The organism is Litoribrevibacter euphylliae (genome assembly GCF_042646085.1).
In the GTDB taxonomy this organism is placed as follows: domain Bacteria; phylum Pseudomonadota; class Gammaproteobacteria; order Pseudomonadales; family Litoribrevibacteraceae; genus Litoribrevibacter; species Litoribrevibacter euphylliae.
This window is the reverse complement of sequence record NZ_JBHRSZ010000002.1, coordinates 1-23,002: the sequence shown is the minus strand read 5'-3', so window position 1 is coordinate 23,002 and position 23,002 is coordinate 1. Positions and strand designations below refer to the sequence as shown.

The 23,002-nt window shown below is 45.5% G+C and carries 18 protein-coding genes; 9 read left to right on the top strand and 9 right to left on the bottom strand.

Annotated elements, in window-relative coordinates; translation table 11 throughout:
* Window positions 1-37: 37 nt before the first annotated feature.
* The 4 genes from ACFOEK_RS01860 to ACFOEK_RS01845 form a co-directional block, all read right to left on the bottom strand.
* Window positions 38-1,144 (bottom strand): polyamine ABC transporter substrate-binding protein, encoded by a 1,107-nt coding sequence (locus tag ACFOEK_RS01860; protein ID WP_386715324.1) that lies wholly within the window; start codon window positions 1,142-1,144, stop codon window positions 38-40.
* 114 nt (window positions 1,145-1,258) lie between these two features.
* Entirely contained in the window at window positions 1,259-2,683 is a 1,425-nt protein-coding gene (locus tag ACFOEK_RS01855) for an aspartate aminotransferase family protein (protein ID WP_386715322.1), read from the bottom strand.
* Between the two features lie 85 nt (window positions 2,684-2,768).
* Window positions 2,769-4,121, bottom strand: coding sequence for a glutamine synthetase family protein (locus tag ACFOEK_RS01850; protein WP_386715319.1), 1,353 nt, complete (start codon window positions 4,119-4,121; stop codon window positions 2,769-2,771).
* A 27-nt stretch (window positions 4,122-4,148) separates the two neighbouring features.
* The gene (locus ACFOEK_RS01845) at window positions 4,149-4,907 is read right to left on the bottom strand and encodes a gamma-glutamyl-gamma-aminobutyrate hydrolase family protein (protein WP_386715316.1); all 759 of its coding nucleotides are present in this window, start codon (window positions 4,905-4,907) and stop codon (window positions 4,149-4,151) included.
* Window positions 4,908-5,184: 277 nt separating this feature from the next.
* Here ACFOEK_RS01845 and ACFOEK_RS01840 point away from each other — a divergent pair, with 277 nt between their 5' ends.
* From ACFOEK_RS01840 to ACFOEK_RS01820, 5 genes are all read left to right on the top strand, one after another.
* The gene (locus ACFOEK_RS01840) at window positions 5,185-6,648 is read left to right on the top strand and encodes an NAD-dependent succinate-semialdehyde dehydrogenase (RefSeq protein WP_386715313.1); all 1,464 of its coding nucleotides are present in this window, start codon (window positions 5,185-5,187) and stop codon (window positions 6,646-6,648) included.
* Between the two features lie 125 nt (window positions 6,649-6,773).
* Window positions 6,774-8,210: a glutamine synthetase family protein gene (locus ACFOEK_RS01835; RefSeq protein ID WP_386715310.1), complete on the top strand. Its 1,437-nt coding sequence runs from the start codon at window positions 6,774-6,776 to the stop codon at window positions 8,208-8,210.
* Window positions 8,211-8,261: 51 nt separating this feature from the next.
* Window positions 8,262-8,642 (top strand): PAS domain-containing protein, encoded by a 381-nt coding sequence (locus tag ACFOEK_RS01830; protein ID WP_386715307.1) that lies wholly within the window; start codon window positions 8,262-8,264, stop codon window positions 8,640-8,642.
* Between the two features lie 249 nt (window positions 8,643-8,891).
* Window positions 8,892-9,296 carry a hypothetical protein gene (locus ACFOEK_RS01825; protein WP_386715304.1) on the top strand — a complete coding sequence of 135 codons (405 nt, stop codon included), beginning with the start codon at window positions 8,892-8,894 and terminating at the stop codon, window positions 9,294-9,296.
* Window positions 9,297-9,374: 78 nt separating this feature from the next.
* Window positions 9,375-10,070, top strand: a complete 696-nt coding sequence (locus tag ACFOEK_RS01820) for a substrate-binding periplasmic protein (protein ID WP_386715301.1) — start codon at window positions 9,375-9,377, stop codon at window positions 10,068-10,070.
* A gap of 228 nt (window positions 10,071-10,298) precedes the next feature.
* Here ACFOEK_RS01820 and ACFOEK_RS01815 read toward each other — a convergent pair whose 3' ends face one another.
* Entirely contained in the window at window positions 10,299-12,536 is a 2,238-nt protein-coding gene (locus ACFOEK_RS01815) for an NADP-dependent isocitrate dehydrogenase (protein WP_386715298.1), read from the bottom strand.
* Window positions 12,537-12,840: 304 nt separating this feature from the next.
* On the opposite strand from ACFOEK_RS01815, the gene ACFOEK_RS01810 reads away from it, so the two are divergent.
* From ACFOEK_RS01810 to ACFOEK_RS01800, 3 genes are all read left to right on the top strand, one after another.
* The gene (locus ACFOEK_RS01810) at window positions 12,841-13,248 is read left to right on the top strand and encodes a hypothetical protein (protein WP_386715295.1); all 408 of its coding nucleotides are present in this window, start codon (window positions 12,841-12,843) and stop codon (window positions 13,246-13,248) included.
* A 109-nt stretch (window positions 13,249-13,357) separates the two neighbouring features.
* Window positions 13,358-14,203, top strand: a complete 846-nt coding sequence (locus tag ACFOEK_RS01805) for a winged helix-turn-helix domain-containing protein (protein ID WP_386715292.1) — start codon at window positions 13,358-13,360, stop codon at window positions 14,201-14,203.
* Window positions 14,200-14,655 carry a hypothetical protein gene (locus ACFOEK_RS01800; RefSeq protein WP_386715289.1) on the top strand — a complete coding sequence of 152 codons (456 nt, stop codon included), beginning with the start codon at window positions 14,200-14,202 and terminating at the stop codon, window positions 14,653-14,655. The genes ACFOEK_RS01805 and ACFOEK_RS01800 overlap by 4 nt, the downstream gene beginning before the upstream one ends.
* 41 nt (window positions 14,656-14,696) lie before the next feature.
* Here ACFOEK_RS01800 and ACFOEK_RS01795 read toward each other — a convergent pair whose 3' ends face one another.
* The 3 genes from ACFOEK_RS01795 to ACFOEK_RS01785 all read right to left on the bottom strand — a co-directional run bounded on the left by ACFOEK_RS01795 (window position 14,697) and on the right by ACFOEK_RS01785 (window position 19,102).
* Window positions 14,697-15,911 (bottom strand): outer membrane protein transport protein, encoded by a 1,215-nt coding sequence (locus tag ACFOEK_RS01795; protein WP_386715286.1) that lies wholly within the window; start codon window positions 15,909-15,911, stop codon window positions 14,697-14,699.
* Between the two features lie 2 nt (window positions 15,912-15,913).
* Window positions 15,914-18,253 (bottom strand): hypothetical protein, encoded by a 2,340-nt coding sequence (locus ACFOEK_RS01790; RefSeq protein WP_386715283.1) that lies wholly within the window; start codon window positions 18,251-18,253, stop codon window positions 15,914-15,916.
* 417 nt (window positions 18,254-18,670) lie between these two features.
* Window positions 18,671-19,102 carry a group II truncated hemoglobin gene (locus tag ACFOEK_RS01785; protein WP_386715280.1) on the bottom strand — a complete coding sequence of 144 codons (432 nt, stop codon included), beginning with the start codon at window positions 19,100-19,102 and terminating at the stop codon, window positions 18,671-18,673.
* A 262-nt stretch (window positions 19,103-19,364) separates the two neighbouring features.
* Here ACFOEK_RS01785 and ACFOEK_RS01780 point away from each other — a divergent pair, with 262 nt between their 5' ends.
* Window positions 19,365-21,542: a malate synthase G gene (locus ACFOEK_RS01780; protein WP_386715277.1), complete on the top strand. Its 2,178-nt coding sequence runs from the start codon at window positions 19,365-19,367 to the stop codon at window positions 21,540-21,542.
* An 86-nt stretch (window positions 21,543-21,628) separates the two neighbouring features.
* On the opposite strand, the gene ACFOEK_RS01775 is transcribed toward ACFOEK_RS01780, so the two are convergent.
* Window positions 21,629-22,612, bottom strand: coding sequence for an integron integrase (locus tag ACFOEK_RS01775; RefSeq protein ID WP_386715274.1), 984 nt, complete (start codon window positions 22,610-22,612; stop codon window positions 21,629-21,631).
* Window positions 22,613-23,002 lie beyond the last annotated feature (390 nt).

The window sequence follows — 23,002 nt, the reverse complement described above, 5'->3', positions numbered from 1 at the left end:
TGAGGCTGATGAGGGATACAGTTTCACTCAAGTCTTATTAACTTCCGGTTTTGATTGCCGTCCAAGTACGGTTCATCACACGCTCGATTTTCTGAGGCAGAACTTCGAAGGTGAACAGTTTCGTACCGGCTGGTGGGTAGATACCTGGGTGTTCCAGAATTTCAGGGTCGATGAATTCTTTCGAGGCTAGGTTAGGGCTGCCATACCAAACGTAGTTAGTAATGTCGGCCCCAGGTTTAGGTTCCAAAACATAGTTGATCCAGGCATGGGCTTCTTCGACATTGTTTGAATCTTTGGGAATGGCCATCATGTCAGCCCACATTGCCGTGCCTTCTTTTGGAATGCTGTAGCCAACTTCAACGCCGTTTTCAGCTTCTTCCGCACGGGCTGCAGCTTGGAAAACATCGCCGGACCAACCGATTGCCACACAGATGTCGCCATTGGCGAGATCAGAAATATAGCGAGAGCTGTGGAAGTAGGTGACATCGTCACGGATTTTGAGCATCAACTCTTGTGCTTTTTTATAGTCACCCGCTTTTTTACTGTTCGGATCCAGGCCTAGATACTGAAGGGCCAGAGGCAATACTTCACTTCCTGAATCAAGAATGGCAATGCCACACGACTTTAGTTTTGCAGTGTGTTTAGGGTCGAACAGTAAATCCCAACTGTCGACAGGGGCGTCTTCACCTAATACTTCGGTCACTTTGGCGACGTTGTAACCGATACCTGTGGTGCCCCACTGATAAGGAACGCCGTATTCATTACTTGGATCGTAGTTTTCGAGGTTTTTCATGAGCTCTGGATCAAGGTTTTTCCAATTAGGAATCTTGGACTTGTCCAGTTTCTGGTAAGCGCCAGCTTTGATGTGGCGAGCCAAATAATCTGAGGTTGGTACCACAATGTCATAACCCGATTGACCGGAAAGCACTTTGGCTTCCAGAACTTCGTTGGAATCGAATACGTCGTAGCTGACTTTAATCGACGTTGATTCCTGGAATTTAGGAATCGTATCTTCCGCAATGTAGTCCGACCAGTTGTAGATCTTGACGGTTTTTTCTGCGGCAAAGGCACTGGTAGCTGATAGCGTACCTGCTACGGCGGTTGCCAGTGCTGCTCCTTTAAGTGTGTTGGTTATTACTTTCATGGTGATTCCTCTTCCTAATGGAAATAATTGTAGTGATCGCTTTTTTTATTGTTATCAAAGGCTGGTGGTGACAGCCTTTGAAGGATTTAAAACGTGTTATATCAATAACGCTATTTATTGCATATCTTTCAATGTCTTATCCAGTGCATTTTTAGTCATTTCGATGACTTTATCGATTTCTTCTTTGGTAATGACTAATGGAGGAGATAACAGCATGGTATCGCCGGTCGCTCTTAGGATCAGACCTTGATCTAAGGCGTGATCGCGGCAGATGCCGCCGACTTTGCCATCGCCCGGATAACGCGTACGTGTGGCTTTGTCTTGAACCAATTCAATGGCACCGAGCATGCCCAGCGTTCTTACTTCACCTACCAGCGGATGATCCGCCAGCGTTTGAAGTTGTTCCGCCAAATAAGGGCCGGTTTGTTGTTGAATGTTCTCGATGACTTTTTCATCTTTCAGGATTCGAATATTTTCCAGCGCTACGGCAGCGCAGGTTGGATGACCGGAATAGGTGAAACCGTGCAGGAAGTCACCGCTTTCTTCCGACTTCAATACATCCGCCACGCGATCAGAAATGATCACGCCACCAATGGGTAAATAGCCAGAAGATAAGCCTTTAGCGATTGGCATCAAGTCGGCCTTGATCTTGAGCGTGTCACAACCAAACCAATTGCCTGTTCGACCAAAGCCACAAATCACTTCGTCGACGACCAGCAGAATGTCGTATTTGTTGGTGATGCGCTGGATTTCAGGCCAATAAGTCGCGGGTGGAATGATCACTCCTCCAGCACCTTGAATCGGTTCAGCGATAAAGGCCGCGACATTGTCAGCGCCCACTTCGAGAATCTTTTCTTCGAGTGCGTTTGCAGCAATTAAACCAAAGGTATCCGGGGACAGATCGCCACCTTCATCGAACCAATAAGGTTGACGAATGTGTTCAATGCCTTGGATCGGAAGGTCGCCTTGTTTGTGCATGGGCTTCATGCCGCCTAAACTGGTGCCGGCAACGGTGGAGCCGTGATAGCCATTGTGTCGACCGATGAAGATCTTCTTGTTCGGCTGACCTTTGACATCCCAATAACGACGAACCATGCGGAACACAGTATCGTTGGCTTCGCTGCCAGATCCCGTAAAGAACACATTGTTCATGTGATCGGGTGCGATTTCGGCAATGGCTTTAGCAAGCTGTACTGTTGATGGGGTCGACGTGTTAAAGAATAAGTTGTAGTAAGGAAGGGTGGCCATTTGCTTGGAGGCGGCGTCAATCAGCTCTTTTCGTCCGTAACCTAAGTTGACGCACCATAGGCCTGCGAAGGCATCCAAATAGCGTTTTCCTTGATCGTCCCACACGTAAACCCCATCCGCTTTGGACATAATCCGCGCCCCCTTGTTTTTCAGGGCGTGATTATCAACAAAGGGATGAAGAATGTGATTACTGGCATCCTGTTGAATCTGAGATTGACCTTCCACTGAGTTCTGAGCCGACGCTTGGTCGGTCGTGGCGTCGTTTTTCACTGATTCATTTACTGAGTTCATGCTATCACTTTTAACTCACTGCTCGGTTTATGAATTGTTATGTTTATTTCGGTTCGGGGAGCGATGTGCTGAGTTTAAAAACTCATCACACTGCACTTAACAGGTACTCACGTTCCCAAGAACTGATCACTCGCTTAAAGCCTTCGTATTCGGCGCGACGAGTACCGATGAAACCATCGACGAATTGGTCGCCGAGTATTTCGCGGATTTCCTGACATTCGTCCATCGCATCCAGTGCTGCTTCCAAGTTAAATGGCATGCTGTCGTCTGCTTCGTTGCCTGAACGACCTTGCACCGGTTTTCTTGGTTTTAGGTCATTCACGATGCCTAGGTAACCGCACAGAAGGTTGCCTGCCAATACCAGATACGGGTTGGTGTCGGCACCCGGTAAACGATTCTCCACGCGTCGCGCATTGGGCGCTGCCGAAGGCACGCGTAACCCAACCGTTCGGTTTTCTTCACCCCAATCAATGTTTACTGGCGCATTGCCATCCGCTCCCGGAAGGTAGCGTCGATAGCTGTTCACGTTTGGCGCGAAGATCGGCATCATCTGTGGAATGTAGGTTTGAAGACCGGCGATGTAATTTAAGAAGAGAGTAGATGCGGAGCCGTCAGAATTAGAGAAGAGGTTGTTACCGGTTTTAAGGTCAGTCAGCGATTGGTGAATGTGCATTGAGCTGCCTGGTTCACCGGAGATAGGTTTGGCCATAAAGGTGGCGCCTATCTTATGCTTCAATGCCGCTTCGCGGACGGTGCGTTTAAAGACAAAGACCTGATCCGCAAGTTTGAGTGCATCGCCGTGTCGGAAGTTAAACTCTAATTGTGCCGCACCTTCTTCATGAATCACGGTATCAATGTCGAGCCCCATGTCTTCACACCAGTCATAGATGTCTTCAATGATCGGGTCGAATTCGTTTGCGGCATCAATGCTGAAAGATTGGCGTCCGCTTTCTTGACGACCGGAACGACCCACCGGTGGTTCGAGTGGTAAGTCTGGATCGGTACAACGTTTTGTCAGATAGAACTCAACTTCTGGCGCAACAATCGGTTGCCAGCCTTTGGCGCTATATAAAGAAAGGACTTTTTTCAGCACCGCACGAGGCGCCAGCTCAATCAGATTGCCCATGGCGTCATAACAATCATGGATAGCCTGAGCGGAAGGTTCCTGTGCCCAAGGTACAGTAAACATGGCGTTTTCATCGGGCTTCAATACCATGTCGATGTCAGCGGGGTCGAGTAGGCTGTAATAGAGCTCTTCGTCTGGGTAGTCACCGGTTGCGGTTTGTAATAATACGCTTTCCGGCAGACGAATACCGCCTTCTGCAATGAACTTCGACGTTGGCATGATCTTTCCTCGGGCGATTCCCGTTTGATCCGAGGTAATACACTCAACTTCTGTTATTTTATTGTCGTTAAGCCACTTCGTTATGTTTTTCATGCGAGTACTCTTTATACCTCTTATTGGCTACTGTGCGCGGCACGCTTTGCCAAAGGCTTCAAAAATCGTTCGTTGAATTGGGTTCTCAGCTACTTTCCATTCAGGATGCCATTGCACTGCAAGCCCGAACTTCATCTGATCAATACTGATTGCTTCGACTAAATTATCATCGGCTCTTGCTTCGACGGTTAACCCTTCACCAACCTGATGAATGCCTTGTGAGTGAAGGGAATTAACTTTGATCTGCGTACGGCCGGTAATCTTATGCAGCAAACCATTTTGAGTGACATTGACGTTGTGGACGTCACTGTATTGCACCTCTAACGGCTGCTCTTTATCTTCACGATGATCGTTGTTACCCGGGACTTCCTGAACGGCTTGATACAAAGAACCGCCCATGGTGACGTTGATGTCTTGAAGACCTCGACAAACTCCCAGTAAAGGCAGGTTTGCTTCAATGATGGAACGAATCAACTGGAAACTTAATGCATCGCGTTGTGAATCGTAATCGTACGGCTTATCGATTTTGTCTTCGCCATAGTGTTTCGGATCGACCATAGAGTAGGCACCAGTCAGAAAAACACCATCGAGGCGTTGAGTCCACTGTTTGATATCTTGATCATCTTGAAGACAAGGAATGATGACGGGAATGACGTCAGCTGCTTGGGAGAGCGCACGAAGGTATTTGTCGCCCGAGGTATGAAACATATGTGGGCCAATGATTTGAACATCACTGACAACGCCCACTAACGGTTTTAATTTTTGATCGTTTTTATAGTCACTCATAAAGCCTCAATTCGAGACTGTGTAAAAACTAACGCGCTTGTCTAACCTGCGCTCACAACGCTTTTACTTGGTCTCAGACGTATGATTTTTGTAACCCTTAAATGCTTATCTTTGTTTAAGGATTGTTTAACTTATACTACAGTGATATAAAATATTTCAAACGCTTTTTTGCAAAATATTTTACAAATGTAGTTCAAAATTCTGTACAAATCATCTAAAAATGAACTGAATAATTGAACATCTCTAGCTTGATTAACCCGTTATAGGAGCCATTACCGTGCCAACTTCTCAAGATCACGATTTGCTATTTAAAGAGGCTTGTTATGTTGATGGTTGCTGGACGCAAGCGATTTCAGGCAAACGTTATCAGGTGCTGAATCCTGCGTCGGGGGAAGTGATAGCTGAGGTACCAGATTGCGGTGCTCAAGATACTGAACAGGCCGTTTTAAAAGCGCATCAGGCGTTTCAAGGCTGGTCTCAAACCACAGTGAAACAGAGAAGCCAAATTTTGAGAAAGTGGTTTGACCTGATCATTGATCATCAGCAAGCCATTGCCGAGTTAATGACAAAAGAATGTGGCAAGCCATTGGCGGAGTCGGTGGGTGAGGTCAATTATGGTGCGTCTTTTGTGGAGTGGTTCTCCGAAGAAGCGAAGCGAGCGTATGGCGATTTGATCCCCGCGCCCTTCGCTGACCGAAAAATTCTGGTTCAGAAGCAACCCGTGGGTGTATGCAGTGCCATTACGCCTTGGAATTTCCCGTTAGCGATGATTACTCGTAAATGTGCTCCGGCCATCGCCGCAGGTTGTACTGTGGTGGTCAAACCTGCCGAAGCGACGCCATTAACGGCTTTGGCGTTAGCTGAATTGGCGGAGCAGGCAGGCATGCCAAGTGGTGTGTTTAATGTTGTGACGGCATCTCAAGGAAAAGAGGTTGGCGAAGTACTGAGTACACATCCTCTTATTCGTAAGATTTCCTTCACTGGGTCGACAGGGGTTGGCAAGCTGTTGCTGAAACAAAGTGCCGATACGGTGAAACGTGTGTCGATGGAGCTGGGAGGCAATGCGCCGTTTATTGTGTTTGACGATGCGGACATGGACAAAGCCATTGAGGGTGCCATGGCATCCAAATATCGAAATACCGGTCAAACCTGTGTCTGTGCGAATCGCTTTATTGTTCATGAAGATGTTTATGATGAATTCGCACAACGTTTGGCGGAACGGTCTGCGGCAATGGTCGTTGGCAATGGTATGGATGACGGTGTTCAACAAGGCCCGCTCATCAATCAAGCGGCAGTCGATAAGGTTCAAAGCTTAGTAAGTGATGCAGTGGAGAAGGGCGCGCATGTTCTTACTGGTGGTAAGCCTCATCCATTAGGCGGCTCTTTCTATCAACCAACCGTACTGACTGAGTTGAATCAAGAGATGTCCATCGCTCAGGAAGAAATCTTTGGCCCTGTTTGTCCAATCTTTAAGTTCAGTACGGATCAAGAGGCTATTGAGATTGCGAACAGCACGCCTTATGGATTGGCTGCCTATTTTTATAGCCAAAACATAGCACGAGTATGGCAAGTGGCTACTGCGTTGGATTACGGCATGATCGGTATTAATGAAGGCATTATCTCGACAGAGCTTGCGCCTTTTGGTGGTATGAAAGAATCGGGCATGGGTCGTGAAGGCAGTAAGTATGGTTTGGACGAGTACTTGGAAGTGAAGTATTTGTGTATGGGTGGTTTGGCATAAATCAGAGGTCTCTGGCTTGCCATAATTTCTACTGAGTCAGAATATTTCAGAAGCGTAAGGGCATAAGCCATTACGTAAAGGCTTTAAAGTGTATAAGCACAACTCACTGAATGGGGTTAGATGTAATGAGTCGTTCTCAAGAAGGTTCACAAGAAGATTTTCAGGAAAGTGCACAGACGGTTCTACAAGAGGGCGCGTCATCTGCATCCGATGAAGCGATGGAGTTTCTATTAAAGCATCCAGAGGTTGAAACGATTGAATTGCTCATTGCGGATCTTAACGGTGTAATTCGCGGAAAACGCATTGAGCGAAGTCTGTTATCCAAAGTGTATGAAAAAGGCTTTTATCTTCCGGGCTCTGTAATGGCCTTGGATGCTACCGGAACCACTGTAGAAGAGAGCGGTTTGGGCATGGATGTAGGCGATTGCGATCGGCTTTGTTTCCCCGTACCAAATACCTTATGTATTGTGCCGTGGCATGAAACCGGAGATCGCGCTCAAGTATTGTGTTCTATGTATGAAACGGATGGCACGCCGTTTTTTGCCGATCCAAGGCAAGTGCTAGTGAACGCGGTGAAACGTTTTGAAGAGCTAGGTTATACGCCAGGTATTGCGTTGGAACTTGAGTTTTATCTGATTGATCCTCAAACCAATGAAAAAGGTCAGGTGCAGCCGCCTTTAATTCCTGGCACGGATCGTCGGATGAGCTCTAAACAAGTCTATTCGGTGGATGATTTGGACGATTATGACTTCTTTATTCGTGATGTCATCGCCACGGCACAGATTCAAAACATTCCTGCTGATACTGTGATTGCTGAATATGCGCCGGGCCAATTTGAAGTGAATCTAAATTACGGCGAAGACATTCTGGCAGCGACAGATCAGGCCGTGCTATTGAAACGCGTGATTTCATGTGTGGCGAAGAAATACGGGATGCAAGCATCTTTCATGGCCAAGCCATACATAGAAGAGTCTGGAAATGGCCTTCATATTCATTTGAGCTTGATGGATGCGGATGGAAACAATGTCTTTGCGGCCTATGATCCCACAACGAATACGCTATTGCAGAATGCGGTTGCTGGACTGTTAGATATGGCGGATTCAACGCAAGCATTGTTGTGCCCCAACGTGAACAGCTATCGTCGTTTAGCGCCGGAAGCCTTTGCTCCAACCTCTAAAACTTGGGGGCTGGATAACCGTACGGTTGCTATTCGCATTCCGTCTGGCGGTAAAGAATCTACCCGTATTGAACATCGTATTTCGGGTGCCGATACCAACCCATATTTGGCTGTGACGACCGTGTTGGCGGGTACCGTAGAAGGCATCCGGAAAAGCATGACCCCGCCTGAAGCAGTCACGGGAAATGCCTATGATCAGTCCCATGCCCATATTGCAGATAATCAACGAGACGCATTGCGAGCGATGGCGGCAGATCCTCGGGTGACGGATTGGTTTGGTGAAGAGTTTGTCGATATGTATCAGACCTGCAAATGGTCTGAGGTTCGTTTGTTTGAACGACAGGTAACCGCCATGGAATATGAACTACTATTACCTTATATCTGATCACTTTATGGTTCGGAGGTTCCTTAATTCTGCTTTTTGGGAAACTAGGTAATGGCTCAGTTTGAAGACTTCGAAGCTCTTGTTGGAAATGCCAATGTAGGTATTCATTGTGTCGATAACAATGGCTATATCATTTATGCCAATGCTCAGGAATTAGAGACGCTTGGTTATCAACGTGATGAATATATTGGTCATCATGTGTCGGAGTTTGAGGTGGATGAGGGGAGTCTTCAACAGCTGATGTTTTTTCTGAACTCTATGTCTACGTTGGAAAACTACCCCTATAAGGTGAAGGGAAAAAACGGCATCAAACACATTATTTTTAATTCAAGTATCTATGAAAAAGATGGTGAGTTTGTTCATACCCGCTGCTTTAGTAATGAAGTAGATCCGACCATTTTTGAAGTGTATCAGCGTTTGCTTGCTAAGTAGTGTGAGTCTTCTACCTACTAGGCTGGCTTTCGTTCTCTTCTGCCTTTTGGGATCTTGGTTTCTATTTATCCGCTTTTAGCGGTTTCTTTAGTTTGTTCCAGACATTCACAAGCAATTTTTGACAATTATTAGTACACTCCGCGTTTGATTTCGAATGACTAACTGATCGTGTTAGCTAAAGGGCCTCGCTGTATTCAATATGACTTTTACTACACGATTTTATAGACAGTGATATGCACAGGAGTTTTTGTGAACTGGACAATTGATCAACTTGAGAACGAACAACAGCAGCATACCTTGGTAATTCAAGATGAAGGGTTTGATGCATTTAAGAGCGCGGTTGTTCAATGTGCTGATAAAGCCTTTTCCATGTTTAACGACACTGTGTTGGATTCTTCCATGTTCTGTTTATTTGAATGGAAGGCCGAAGAGGCCAGCTTGACCATTGTAGTAACCGATGAAACCAAAACACAGGAAGGTAAACACCGAGTGACGGTGGTCTTGCCGGCATTTCGTGGAGAACTGTCCGAAGACTTTCTGGAAGACCTACAGGCGTTTATTCGTGATTACCTAACTACCTGCTTGCCTTTCTTACAATATTCTTTGATTGCTGCTTTTTCTCTGGATGATCGCAGTCGCATTAAAATGTTGTAGTTTTTAGCGACTTGTACATACTTGAAAACCTAAACGCATGGATGAGCTGTTTTAGGAGTTGAAGTGGAGTGCAAGCTTATGATCAGAAGCAACGCTGTTTTCTATACGCTGTTTGTTGGCGTGCTTTTGTTCTCTGGGTTTGTGAATTCTGACACTAAAACCACTGATTCCAATGAGAAACTCGTTCATCTTACGTCTTTAGAGTGGCCGCCATATTCAGGGGAACAGTTACCTGATGGCGGTGCTTCTATTGCGCTTGCCAAGCAAGCGTTCAAACATATGGGCTATGAGTTGATTGTCGACTTTTACCCATGGTCACGTGCTGTCTATAACGGCACTAATAAAAACAGCCGCTACGCCGGTTATTTCCCGGAATATTATTCGCCAAAGTTGGCGGACACGCTGTATTTCAGTAATGAGATCGGAGACAGCCCGCTTGGGCTCATAGAGCATGTCAGTAATCCTGTTGAATGGCAGCGTCTTGAAGATTTACAAGCATACTCTCTGGGTGTGGTTCGGGATTACGTCAATACACAAGCGTTGGATACCGCCATTGCTGAAGGTAATCAGCCAGCCCAGGAAGTAACCAGTGATGCGCAGAATATTCGTAAAGTTGCGGGGAAGCGGATTCCGCTCGCCGTGATCGATCCTTTTGTTTTTGATTATTTATTGCTGACTGACGAATCTTTGCGGTTCTATCGGAACGACGTTCAGATGAACTCGCAATTGCTAGAGAATAAAAAGCTGTATATTTGCTTCCAGAAGACAGAGTAAGGGGAAAGGCTTCTCAAGATATTTAACGAAGGGCTTCAGAAGATAAACGTGGCAGATTTTGTGGATAGCTATTTTAAGAGAATCGGCATTACCTGGGAGAATAAAGAAGACTAATTTTTGTAGGCTTGCCTTTACTTCTCAAGGCGCAATTTAGCCGTAGGCGACATAAAAAAGCCGGCAACTAAGCCGGCTTTGTTTACTTCTTAAAAGCACATCTGAAATAACAGATTAGCTGTTAATCATCGCGTTGATGATCTTATTAAAGCTAGGGCTTGGACGCATCACTTTAGCCGCTACATAATCATCTGGATGATAGTAGCCGTAAAGTTCAACCGATTTGCCTTGTGCTTTACTGAATTCCTGAACGATGTCTTCACGGTCATCAGTCAGCTTTTCTTTCATTTCTTCAAACACAGCTTTCAGCTCAGAGTCATTCTCTTGGCGAGCAAGTTCTTGAGCCCAATACAAGCAAAGGTAGAAATGACTGCCACGGTTATCCAGACCACCAACTTCACGCTGAGGTGATTTGTCACGCTCAAGGAAGTGGCTGGTTGCATTCGTTAGCGTTTCAGCTAGAACGACGGCTTTCTGGTTACCGGTTTTACGACCAAGGTCTTCCAGTGATACAGCAAGGGCCAGGAATTCACCCAAGGAATCCCAACGAAGGTGACCTTCTTCCGCCAATTGTTGCGCGTGTTTAGGTGCTGAACCACCCGCACCTGTTTCGTACAAGCCACCGCCTGCAAGAAGAGGAACGATAGAAAGCATCTTGGCACTGGTGCCCAGCTCAAGAATAGGGAACAAGTCTGTCAGATAGTCACGAAGTACGTTACCTGTTACGGAGATCGTGTCTTCACCATCTTTAACGCGTTGAAGAGTGTAGCGAATGGCTTCAACCGGTGACTTGATTTGAATGTCCAGACCGTTGGTGTCGTGGTCTTGCAGGTATTGGTTAACCAGCTTGATTAGGTTTGCGTCGTGTGCACGGTTTTCATCTAACCAGAAGATCGCAGGCTGGCCGGTTGCTTTCGCACGGTTAACCGCTAACTTCACCCAATCTTGAATCGGAGCGTCTTTAGTCTGACACATACGCCAGATGTCACCTTGTTCAACGTCGTGGGACATCAAGGTTTCACCGGCTTTATTTACAACACGGATTTGACCGGCTTCTTCAAGAATGAAGGTCTTATCGTGTGAACCGTATTCTTCCGCTTTCTGAGCCATCAAACCAACGTTAGATACGTTACCCATGGTTTGAACGTTGAAAGCACCGTTTTCTTTACAGAATTGAATGGTTTCTTCAAAAATGCGCGAATAACAACGATCAGGAATCATTGCTTTCGTGTCTTGCAGACCACCGTCTGGGCCCCACATACGACCAGATGAGCGAATACATGCAGGCATAGAGGCATCAACGATTACGTCATTCGGAACGTGAAGGTTGGTGATGCCACGGTCTGAATCAACCATTGCAAGCTCAGGGCGAACCTTATAAACCGCTTTGATGTCTGCTTTGATTGCCTTCTGCTTTTCGGAAGACAAGTCTTTGATTTTTGCGTACACATCGCCAATGCCGTTGCTTGGATCAACACCCAAGTCATCAAACAGCTCAGCGTATTTAGCAAACACGTCTTTGTAGTAAACAGATACCGCGTGACCAAACATCACAGGGTCTGAAACTTTCATCATGGTTGCTTTCAAGTGAAGTGATAAAAGAACGCCTTCTTCTTTCGCAGCGTCGATTTCTTTCTCGTAGAACGCACGCAACGCTTTGGCGCTCATACGTGAAGAGTCAATCACTTCGCCAGCTTGTAGTGGCGTTGACTCTTTAAGAACCTTCACGGAACCGTCTTGAGCGACGAATTCAATTTTTACATCGTCTTCTGCAGGCATGATGACAGACTGCTCACTTCCGTAGAAGTCATCTGCATCCATGTGCGCAACGTGTGATTTTGAATCTGCACTCCAAGCACCCATTGAGTGAGGGTGAGTCTTAGCGTATTGCTTAACAGGCGCAGCAACGCGACGGTCTGAATTACCTTCACGTAATACCGGGTTTACCGCACTACCAAGGATTTTTTTGTAGCGTGCCTGGGTTTCTTTCTCTGACTCTGATTCCACTTCTTTCGGATAATCAGGAATGTCATAGCCTTGTGCTTGAAGTTCTTTAATAGCTGCGATCAACTGCGGAATTGAAGCAGAGATATTAGGCAACTTAATAATGTTAGCGTCTGGTGTTTTTGCTAACTCGCCTAATTCTGCTAGATCGTCGCTTTGAATTTGGTCTTTGGTAAGATTTTCGGGGAAGGCTGCGATGATGCGTCCTGCTAGAGAGATGTCTCTCGTTTCTACTTTAACACCAGCGGCTTGAGTAAACGCTTGGATAATTGGTAGAAGGGAGTAAGTTGCGAGAGCCGGAGCTTCATCCGTTTTTGTATATATGATTTTCGAATTTTCGTTTGTCATTCTTCGTCCTGAATTGCTTATGGCTGAGAAATCAGGGAGCTCAATAGATGAACGGCTTGTGGCCATTCCATTCTCATAGAGCCTTTTCTTTCTTTACGTCTTTTTGTTTGCGCGCAACAGTATATCAGAAGAATTGTTGCAATGAGATTGATATATTGAAGTGATTATAGACAAATTTTACCGGCTTGTTGGGAATATGCATTCTTGTAGTGCGTCCATTGCAACTCATTGGTGCAGCTAGATTATTTGTGATGTAATCTTGGGCAGTTTTATTAATCGGTTGTTAAACAGAATAAAAATTCAAATGAAACAGACCAGTCTTCAGTACAAGCTTATTTCTGCGCTGCTTGCGTGTTTTATCTATGGCAGTTGGGCCTATTATATTAACTCTGGTGATGAGTGGTCTGACGGGCTTAATTCAGCGTTCGCTCAAGGAGTTTCGAGCTTCTTTCTTACATTATCTATTGTTATTGCTGTGACGTTTCTTTACCAAACAATCAAGGTGTCGGGCTGGTTAAAAGTCGTTCTTCCATCTTTTATTACAGCGATTGCGGTGGCTGTTTTTTTAGTAACAGTGCATTGGTGGATAGGTACGCAGCACATTCTAATCACCATTCTGCCTTCGATTATCGTGGCCTCTATTTTTTGTTTAGTGACGGCTTCAAAGTTGAAGATGCTTAACCTCGCTAGTGAGTGTGTTATTGAAGAATAGGTTCACGAAATGAACTTTTTCGAAATTTTGATGTTTGAAGAACGCTAATAATAATTAAATGGATCTGGAGCTCTTTAGAACTTCAGAGGAAAACTTCAGCAAGGGTCTTATGGATATTTTCTCATTTGCTTCTGGTGGCAGCATTAATCTGATCAAGGCTGAAATCACTGCTGCTGATGGAAGCAAACATACGCTTGGGCATAAAGAAAACGAGCTGCTACGCTTGTTGCTTAACAAGGCGCCTGATGTGGTTGATAAAAACACCATCACAGAACAGGTTTGGCAGCGACCTGTGATCAGCGAAAGTGCCATCAGTGTTACGATTGCCAAGCTGAGAAAGCTTCTTAAATTAGTCAGCGAGACCGATATTGAAATCATTACCGCAAAGGGCGTCGGCTATCGTTTGGCATTAGCGCCAGAGGTGAGTGCGGTTTCCATCGGCGAGGCGTCATCGAATGACTCTGCTGAGGTTAATTCAGAACGAGGGATTTCTTCTAAAGAAGAGCTCCTGTCTCCGGAAGAACGAACTGCCTTACAAGAACTTCAAAATCCTGCTGAAGACGAGTTGGATTGGGAGAAGGTGGATCAAGCTTCAGAGTTTGATCAAAGAGCCTCTTCCAGACAGCACTATCTAAAAATTGGATTGTTGGTGTTTTTGATTTGCCTTTCATTGGGTGCCGCTCTTTATCTCAACTGGGCATACCATTTCACACAATGCAGAAGCCTGAGCGAAGAAGAACAAAAAGAGCTGGGGCTTGCGGTATCAGTAGATCAAATGTGTTGGTCAGAAATCAGCGAGCGAAAAGCACTTAAGCAGTTGAGCTTGTTGAAAGAAGGTTCCTTGAAAGAAAGCTCGTTGAAAACAAGTTTGTCTAAAAAGAGTGCCTGGCTGGTGTTGATAGATAAAGAGGGAAGAGTCAAAGCGTATTCAGAAGACGGGGAGATTATCAAATGATTAATAAATTACTCTCTGCCGTTATTGTGTTTTCTCTGGTGATGGCGACCTTTGTTTCGTGGGTTGCCTGGGATTCATATTCCTGCGAGTTTGAAATCACTTTTCCGAAATCCAATTCCTTCGCTATGTGTGAAGGTGGTGTTTACCTGTCTAAGACTCGGCTGGAAAAGGGCGAGGAACGATACAAGATCGATACCAAGGCGCTATACATAAAACTCTTTGATCGAATTCTTTTAGTGCCTGTAGAAATGGACATTGATGTCGAAATGAAGGGCAGTTTGGCGGTGTATGATGCGGAAAAAATCAAAACCCCGAATCGAACCTTTGGAGAGCAGCCATATACCAGCATGACTTTGTTGACTTCACCAGAAGGCGCTTTGAAAGGTGTTGTGGTTTTCAGTGATCCAAACAGTGTGTTTGTGCCCGCAACTCGCATCACGGGCACGTTTTAACCTTCTATAAATTCGATTTTTGTACGATTAGAATCTAGTGGTTAGAACTTATAGCTGTACTGTAAACCAACGGTGGTAGCAGAAACCTCTGTAGTGGCTCGCATGTGTGCCGGAGCGCCATCTATGATTTCCATGGTTTCATTGATGTCACCGTCTTCACCCACAATATAGCTCACACCCAAATCAATCGTAGAATTTTCTGTCGGAAGATAGCTTACCCCGGCAGAAATCCAATGACGATCTGAATCCGGAATGGACAGCGACGTCAGTTCATCCGTTGGTGCCATGTCGTACATGTAGCCTGCTCTAAGTTCCCATTTAGGGTCTATATAGTAGGTACCACCCACGGAGACATGTCCTGCATCTTGCCATTGGTATTCCTTAATGCTGGAATCCAAACCGTCGGACGTTAGGGCATCAAACTCCGACCAGCGCACGTATTGCAAGCTGTAGTGTAGGGCAAACTCAGGTTGCAGTCTGTGGTAACCAGACAGCTCGATCATGTCTGGAAGTGGAATGTTAACGCTATCGGCAGTGTCTCCACCCATGTTAACGTCGCCATTGGCTTCTAGCTCCGGGCTGAACCGGTAAGACAGACCGATGCGGTTGTTCTCATCGAATTCATACGCCAGGCCAACGTTAAAACCAAGTGCTTCACCATCGGCTTCGATATCCAGTAAGCCATCACCCCGGTAGATCTCACCAGAGCCGTGAATGATGTCCAGACCTGCACCCACGCTGAGTTGATCATTGATACGATAGGCGGCGGAAAAACCCAGGTTAACGCTGCTTAAGCTGGTGTCTCCGCCAAATTCAGGGGCCATGAAATCACTGTCAAAACTCACATCGGTACCGAAGTTTGAGTAAGCCGCAGCGCCTACGGTCCAGTTCGTACCTTCCAACGGCTGTACATAGTAGAAATTGGGGATAATAGAGCTTCCGCCGATATCTTCCGCACTGGTTTCTACTGAATTTCCTGAGATAGGCGTGTAGGTGGCTTCAGGCACATCTACGCTGGAATCAATATAGACACCACCGAATGATACTTCAGCGCTATCAAATAGCGACATGGCCGCCGCATTTCTTGATATGACCGAAGCGTTATCCGCGATGATTGCATCCCCCGCGAAGGCGCGGCCCAAACCGGTGGCGGATTGGGCGTTCAACTGAAAGCCTGCGGCCATACCTTGTTGTGACGCCAGTAGCATAGCGCTGGAGATTGAGAAATAACCCAGTGATAACTTAAATTTGTTCATGATTATTCACCTCCCTCAACTGTGGTTGGATCTTTGATAATGACGTTTTGACCGTGGCTATCGACCATTTCAGCTACTGCAGATTGTTGAGTATCCGTTGCGCTCCATACGTGATCCATGGTGTCACCTGTTGGGATGGATGGGGCTCCGTTTTCATCCATAGGACCTTCGTATGGGAATAGATAAGTCCCGTGGCCGCCAACCGTGGCATTAATGTAACCACGTATGCCTGGTTCACCCGCTGGCGCGGCAATGTTTTCATTATCTGTCTGTGTTTCAGGAACAATCTTTGTCAGGCCTAGCGCTTTAATAAGTGGTTCCGTCCCGACCAATGGATTGTTAGGGCTGCTATTGGGGATTACGAAGTCTGGCATGTACTCGCCTACTTGGCAGCCATCGTCGCCACACGTACCTTTAGCTTGAATCAGAGAGGTGAGTTGTTGATTTTCACGCTGTTGTTGCGTGTGGTTTGCTGGGTCACCACTGTCGATGGTGGTTTGTACGCCTTGGATTAAACCAGGCAGAATCAGGCTGTAGATTTCATCTTCCAGCATGGCGACCAGTTCGGCATTTTGCTCGACTTCAACAAACTCATTCAATGCGGTAATGCATTCTTCGTTGGTAGATTCGGTGGTACATTGCTCAGGTATGACGCTTTCTGCAATGCCGCGCTGAACGTCCGGTGATTTCTTGATCTTATGCTTGGTTTCTTCACCCAGATGATTGGATTCCAACATAATGCCGGTTAAGCCTTGACCCGGAACCACGTAGTTAACAGTTTCAAAGGCAAATCCTTCGTTACCTTCACCAAAATCCTGAGATTGCTCGCCGACCATAACAGACATAATGCCGCCTAATGATTGGCCAATTAAATGCACACCATAATCACTAGTGTTCGCCCATTCTGTATTTTCAAGTGCATAGCGCAAACTCAACTGATCAATAATGGCCTGATGTAGATTGCTGCGCAGTGTTAATGGCGATGTAATGTTCACAAAGTATGAGCTGTCAGTTGCAGCACTGATGATAATGTCATTACCTTCTGCATCTTTATTCTCTGCTTTTAGCGCACGCTCACCGTGATAGATTTGGTCAATGGCGACCACCAAGTAACCTTTCTTGGCAAAGTCTTTTGCCATAGTGCTGGCATTTTCTTTTTTACCTGTGATGCCGTGAACAAACATGGCGACAGGCAAAGGCTCTCCTGCCCAATTTGCGGGAGAATATATGAGAACAGGGACTTCAATAGACGCAACTTCAGCTGGCATTGGGTTGTCTTTTGTCAGATGCTCTCCGTCGCTGGATTGCATCCATTTATAGAGATCTGGACAATTCGGGATTGGATCGTAAGGATCAATGTTGCAGCTTTCTTTAACTCCGTTGTCGTCTTCTCCATCCAGAGAATCCACAAAGGGAACATAGGAAGGTAATTTTAGCGTCGTGCTGTAGGTGTCGTATTTGGTTTTGCTGTCGGATAAATTTTGCAGTTCTCCGTAGCTTGCACCTACCATTTGAACGGTGGATTCGCTGATGTTATTGCGCATGGCTTGCAGGATCGGGTGCACACTTTGTGTGGTGAACTGCGTTGCATAAACCAGGCTGCCGACACCTCCTGCCGTATTAAAGGCGTTCTCAGCGGCCAAAATTTGTTGCTGAATAGCTTGTTCTTTTTCAGGTAGCTCGTTTGCATCAGCTACGCGAATGCGTGTGAAGTTACTGTCTGCTTCTAGTGGCAGTCCGTCTTGCGTTAAAACTCGGTCGCTGACGGCAATGAAGTAAACGCTTTCATCATCCAAAGCAGCTAATGGTTTGATTTCGATCTCGCTTCCGGTAGAAATGACTTCGATCTCGACGGGCTCATTTGCTTGATTCGTCCCGTCTTCTTTGATCAGCATGACGTTGTTTTTCAACGAGTTCTGATCAAGCGGGTAGCGCTCTTCAGTATTGCGGTTGGCAATAGGCACCTTGATGACGTTTGACATGCCCCAGCCATCTAAGGCACCTACCGATGTCTCATAGCTTTGGTAGTATTTCTCAAATTCTTCTGCTGACGGTTGATCAATGGTTCGCTCGCTTGGAAGTGAGATGGTGCCATCGTAGTCATAACCATAACCGTCATTTGGCATCGGTAAGGCAGAGACTTCATAAGGAACAAATGTTTCTTCAACAACGCCATCCGAACCGCCTGAGCTGGATGAGTCGTCTGAGCAGCCAAACAAAGCCACCATAGGTAGCCCTAATGCTGCAAACAGTTTTAGTTTTGTGTTCTGTTTGCTGTTTACTCGCTTTTGTCTTAACGCGGTAAAAACTTGAGATAGGTTATTTTTAGGTTGTTTTACCATTCCCGACGTTCCTTTATTAATCAAAAAATGAAAGATTTGCTTTGCCAGTCAGCCCTTGTTCTGACGTCAAAACAAATCAGGTATTTGTGTGCAAAAGCCGGAGACCTGTTTGTGAGTTGAGGTCGTGTTTTTGCGATGAGGGTGATGGTGGTGGAGGGAGGCTTAAAAACCTAATTAATAATCCCTAATAATCCCTAACTTATTGAATGTTAAGTAGAATGTTTACTCTAAAAAATTTTGGTGTTTGTGCTCAGAGACACGAATTTATGGTAAAAACGCTTGGAGGTTGGGGGAGTGAAACGTGCTTTGCTTAAGTTTTAAGGGGTGTTTTGAGAAGTGCTTTAAGATGTGTTTTAAGACGTACTTTAAAAAGAGTTCTAAGAAGTGCTTTGATGAGTGCTGTAAGAAACGCAGGAATCAGTCTCGATTCCTGCTGCGCTCTGCAGGGACGTACAGTTGCTTTAAGAGATAGTCTTTAAAGTCTTTGGCATAGTCTTGTTTGTCGGCAGCGACTTTCATGCAAAGCAACCAGGCATCACGCTCTGCAGGGCCGATTTCTAGATGGCGATGCGCGACCGGAATTCGAATAGACCCGTATTTTTCACTGAATAGTTTTGGCCCGCCTAGCCAACCGCATAGAAAACGTGTCAGCTTGTCACGGGATTCTGTCAAATCTACTGGATGCATTTCACGAATGGTTTTGGCTTCCGGTAGGGTTTCCATGGCATCGTAAAAGTGGTCAACCAGTTGTTTGATGCCTTCAAATTCACCGGCTGCTTTATAAGAGGTATCTTGATGACCGTATCGAAGTGTTTCAGAGGTCGGTGTTTGTGGGGAAGTATCTGTCAAAACGAGCTTACCTACTGCGAAATTGTGGTTCAGAGGCCTATCATACTTGATTAAGCGGCGAATTGATCTCAAACAACACATGAAAAAGCTGAAAAAATCACGTAGAATACGCCGCACCATTTTTCCGTGGTTTTGAATTCAAAATATTTCATTACTACTTAAAACGATGCTTTTTTGACACAGATGACGATTTAATCGTGTGTGTGAATAAAGATTCCGTTCTGCGCGGTTCATCGAATTAACTCTAAAGGTATAGGGAAACATGACTGATCGTATCCAGGTTGGCGGCCTTCAAGTCGCTAAAGAGCTTTATGATTTCGTAAACGAAAAAGCGATTCCAGGAACTGGCGTTGACCAAGAAAAATTCTGGGCAGAGTTCAGTGCAATTGCTAACGAATTGGCTCCAAAGAATAAAGCACTTCTAGCAAAGCGTGATGATCTTCAAGCGAAAATCGACGCATACCACACTGAGCGTAAAGGTCAGCCTCTTAACTTCGCTGAATACAAAGCGTTCCTACAAGAGATCGGTTACCTTGTAGAAGCGGGTGAAGACTTCGACGCAACGACTGCAAACGTTGAACCTGAAATTGCTGAAATGGCGGGTCCTCAGCTTGTAGTACCTGTAATGAACGCGCGTTTCGCATTGAATGCATCTAACGCTCGTTGGGGTTCTCTATACGATGCTCTATACGGCACCACTGTTATCTCTGAAGAAGACGGTGCTGAGAAAGGTAAAGGTTATAACAAAGTACGTGGTGACAAAGTTATCGCTTACGCTCGTGGCGTTCTAGACACTGCAGCTCCTCTAGCGAACGGTTCACACGTTGGTTCTACCAAGTACGCAATCGAAGCTGGTAAGTTGGTTGTTACTTTGGCTGACGGTTCTACTTCAGGCCTGAAAGAAGAAGAGAAGCTAGTGGGTTACACTGGTGATGTTACAGCGCCAACGTCTATCCTTCTTAAAAACAACGGTCTACACCTAGAAATTCAATTTGATGCAAACAGTCCTGTTGGTTCTACTGACGCTGCTGGCGTTAAAGACGTAGTGATGGAATCTGCATTGACTACCATCATGGACTGTGAAGACTCTGTTGCTGCTGTTGACGCTGAAGATAAAGTGATCACGTATGGTAACTGGTTAGGTCTAATGAAAGGTGACCTTGCTGAAGAAGTTTCTAAAGGCGGCAAGACGTTCACTCGTGTTATGAACCCGGATCGTGAGTTCACTGGCCTTGACGGCAACACTTTCTCTTTGAAAGGTCGTTCAATGCTATTCGTTCGTAACGTTGGTCACTTGATGACTAACCCTGCGATCCTTCTTGAAGATGGTTCTGAAATCCCAGAAGGCATCATGGACGGCATGGTTACTACCTTGATTGCGATCCATGACTTGAAAGGCAACAGCCCATTCAAGAACTCAACCACTGGTTCTGTAAACATCGTTAAGCCTAAGATGCATGGCCCTGAAGAAGTTGCGTTCTCTAACGAGCTGTTCGGTCGTGTTGAGAAGGCGCTAGGTCTTCCTGAGTTCACCATGAAAATGGGTATCATGGACGAAGAGCGTCGTACTACCGTTAACTTGAAAGAGTGTATCCGTGCTGCGAAAGACCGTGTTGTATTCATCAACACTGGTTTCCTAGACCGTACTGGTGACGAGATTCACACTTCTATGTTGGCTGGTCCGTTCGTTCCTAAGACTGTGATGAAGCAGCAAACTTGGATCAACGCATACGAAGACTGGAACGTAGATACTGGTCTTGAAACTGCACTTCAAGGTCGTGCTCAAATCGGTAAAGGTATGTGGCCTATCCCTGATGAAATGGGCATGATGATGGAGCAGAAAATCGGCCATCCTAAAGCAGGTGCTAACACTGCTTGGACTCCGTCTCCAACGGCTGCGACGCTTCACGCGATTCACTATCACATGGTTGACGTATTTGCTGTTCAGAACGAGCTTAAGTCTCGCGAGCACGCAAACGTAGACGACATCCTAACGATTCCTCTAATGACCGAGGAAGAAGTTAAGGCGTTGACACCTGAGCAAATCCAAAACGAAATTGACAACAACTGTCAGGGTATCCTGGGTTACGTTGTTCGTTGGGTTGACCAAGGTGTTGGTTGTTCTAAAGTACCTGACATCAACAACGTTGGCTTGATGGAAGACCGTGCAACTCTGCGTATCTCTTCTCAGCACGTTGCTAACTGGTTAGAGCACGGTGTTTGTACTCAAGAGCAAGTTGAAGAAAGCTTGAAGCGTATGGCTGCAGTCGTTGATGGTCAGAATGCTGGTGACCCAGCGTACATCAACATGGCGCCTAACTTCGACGGTATCGCATTCCAGGCAGCTTCTGACCTTATCTTCAAAGGTAAAGAGCAGCCAAGCGGTTACACCGAGCCTCTACTTCACGCTTACCGCTTGAAGTTCAAAGCAGCTAAGTAATTTCGAAAGAAATTAATTAGTTATTGCTTTAAAGAAACCCTGGCTTCGGCTGGGGTTTTTTGTGTCTTGAAAATACAAGTTATGAGTTATCTTTGTAGAGGACTTACTACGCCATAAGCCCCTTGATTAACTACGTGTGTATAGATTTCTGTGGTTTCTAAACTTGCATGTCCCAGAAGTTGCTGGATGGTTCTAATGTCATAACCTTGCTGTAACAGTGAGGTTGCAAAACTGTGGCGAAATGTATGGCAATTTGCGTGTTTATGAATGCCTGCTTTGATGATGGCTTGTTTAACTCGTCTTTGCACTGTTCGATCAATTACATGGTGTCTTCTCATCCTATCGGATCTGGGATCTTTAGAGCGATTATTCGCTGGAAAAAGATACTGCCATTCAAGGGATTTAGCGCCGCTAGGGTATTTAATGCTCAATCTATTCGGCATGTAAACGTCTCCGAAACCTGCTGTTAAATCTTCACCATGTAATAGCCTGACCTTCTCAATTTGATCATTCAGAGCATCGTATAAAACCTCAGGTAGGAGAGTAGTTCGATCTTTTCCTCCTTTACCTTCTCTGACAATCAAGGTTTTCATACCAAAATCGAGATCTTTTACTCGAAGACGTAAACACTCTGAAATACGAAGACCACTGCCGTACATCAGCTGCGCCATTAATTTATAAGAGCCTTCCAGATTATCAATAACGCTTAACGCCTCCTCACGTGAAAATACCGTGGGTAACCGACGTTTTGGCCGGGTGTATTGATAGTTCAAATTCTCCATACTTCTGCCCATAAACTCTCTATACAGAAATACCAGAGCATTCAACGCAGTTCTTTGCGTATTCGGTGCGACACGAAGTTGGAGTGCTAAATGATCTAAGTACATTTCTATGTGAGCTTCATTAAGGCGGGCAGGATGTTGGCGGTTATGGAAACGAATGTACTTTAAGGTCCAGGTTATGTAGGTTTGTTCAGTTTTATAGGCTAGGCCACGTTTTCTGATAAAGAAACGAAGTTGATCAATAAAGCGAATTGGCTTTTCTGGAATGGGTTTTGGTATATCTTTCATGATGCTTCCTTGCTGTATATAAAAACAGTATTTAGCAAGGGTATGAAAGTCAATTACTTCTGGATATACGACATGCTGACGCATATCCAGAAAGAATTCTCTAACGTGTTGAATTCATTGATGATATTAAGCAATGAAATCTATGAAACACGACTCTGAGTCGCATTCTATAAGTCATGAATTAGTGCTGCTTGTATAAGGTATTGAAATAAAAGCTTTTTTACTATTGAATGTGGTAAAAAAGTTAAATTGGATATGCGACATCGTGTCGTAGAATTAACTGTTGAACTAAGCCGCTTCGCGGCAGCTTTCTAGTCCGATTTTCTCACTCAAACTCCACTCATAACTCACACTTATCTATAGCCATTCTGGCTATTCCATAGGAGATAA

Coding starts and splice junctions, on each gene's coding strand:
- ACFOEK_RS01860 (WP_386715324.1), bottom strand. CDS start 1,144: ATGAAAGTAATAACCAACACACTTAAAGGAGCAGCACTGGCAACCGCC.
- ACFOEK_RS01855 (WP_386715322.1), bottom strand. CDS start 2,683: ATGAACTCAGTAAATGAATCAGTGAAAAACGACGCCACGACCGACCAA.
- ACFOEK_RS01850 (WP_386715319.1), bottom strand. CDS start 4,121: ATGAAAAACATAACGAAGTGGCTTAACGACAATAAAATAACAGAAGTT.
- ACFOEK_RS01845 (WP_386715316.1), bottom strand. CDS start 4,907: ATGAGTGACTATAAAAACGATCAAAAATTAAAACCGTTAGTGGGCGTT.
- ACFOEK_RS01835 (WP_386715310.1), top strand. CDS start 6,774: ATGAGTCGTTCTCAAGAAGGTTCACAAGAAGATTTTCAGGAAAGTGCA.
- ACFOEK_RS01830 (WP_386715307.1), top strand. CDS start 8,262: ATGGCTCAGTTTGAAGACTTCGAAGCTCTTGTTGGAAATGCCAATGTA.
- ACFOEK_RS01820 (WP_386715301.1), top strand. CDS start 9,375: ATGATCAGAAGCAACGCTGTTTTCTATACGCTGTTTGTTGGCGTGCTT.
- ACFOEK_RS01815 (WP_386715298.1), bottom strand. CDS start 12,536: ATGACAAACGAAAATTCGAAAATCATATATACAAAAACGGATGAAGCT.
- ACFOEK_RS01810 (WP_386715295.1), top strand. CDS start 12,841: ATGAAACAGACCAGTCTTCAGTACAAGCTTATTTCTGCGCTGCTTGCG.
- ACFOEK_RS01805 (WP_386715292.1), top strand. CDS start 13,358: ATGGATATTTTCTCATTTGCTTCTGGTGGCAGCATTAATCTGATCAAG.
- ACFOEK_RS01800 (WP_386715289.1), top strand. CDS start 14,200: ATGATTAATAAATTACTCTCTGCCGTTATTGTGTTTTCTCTGGTGATG.
- ACFOEK_RS01795 (WP_386715286.1), bottom strand. CDS start 15,911: ATGAACAAATTTAAGTTATCACTGGGTTATTTCTCAATCTCCAGCGCT.
- ACFOEK_RS01790 (WP_386715283.1), bottom strand. CDS start 18,253: ATGGTAAAACAACCTAAAAATAACCTATCTCAAGTTTTTACCGCGTTA.
- ACFOEK_RS01780 (WP_386715277.1), top strand. CDS start 19,365: ATGACTGATCGTATCCAGGTTGGCGGCCTTCAAGTCGCTAAAGAGCTT.
- ACFOEK_RS01775 (WP_386715274.1), bottom strand. CDS start 22,612: ATGAAAGATATACCAAAACCCATTCCAGAAAAGCCAATTCGCTTTATT.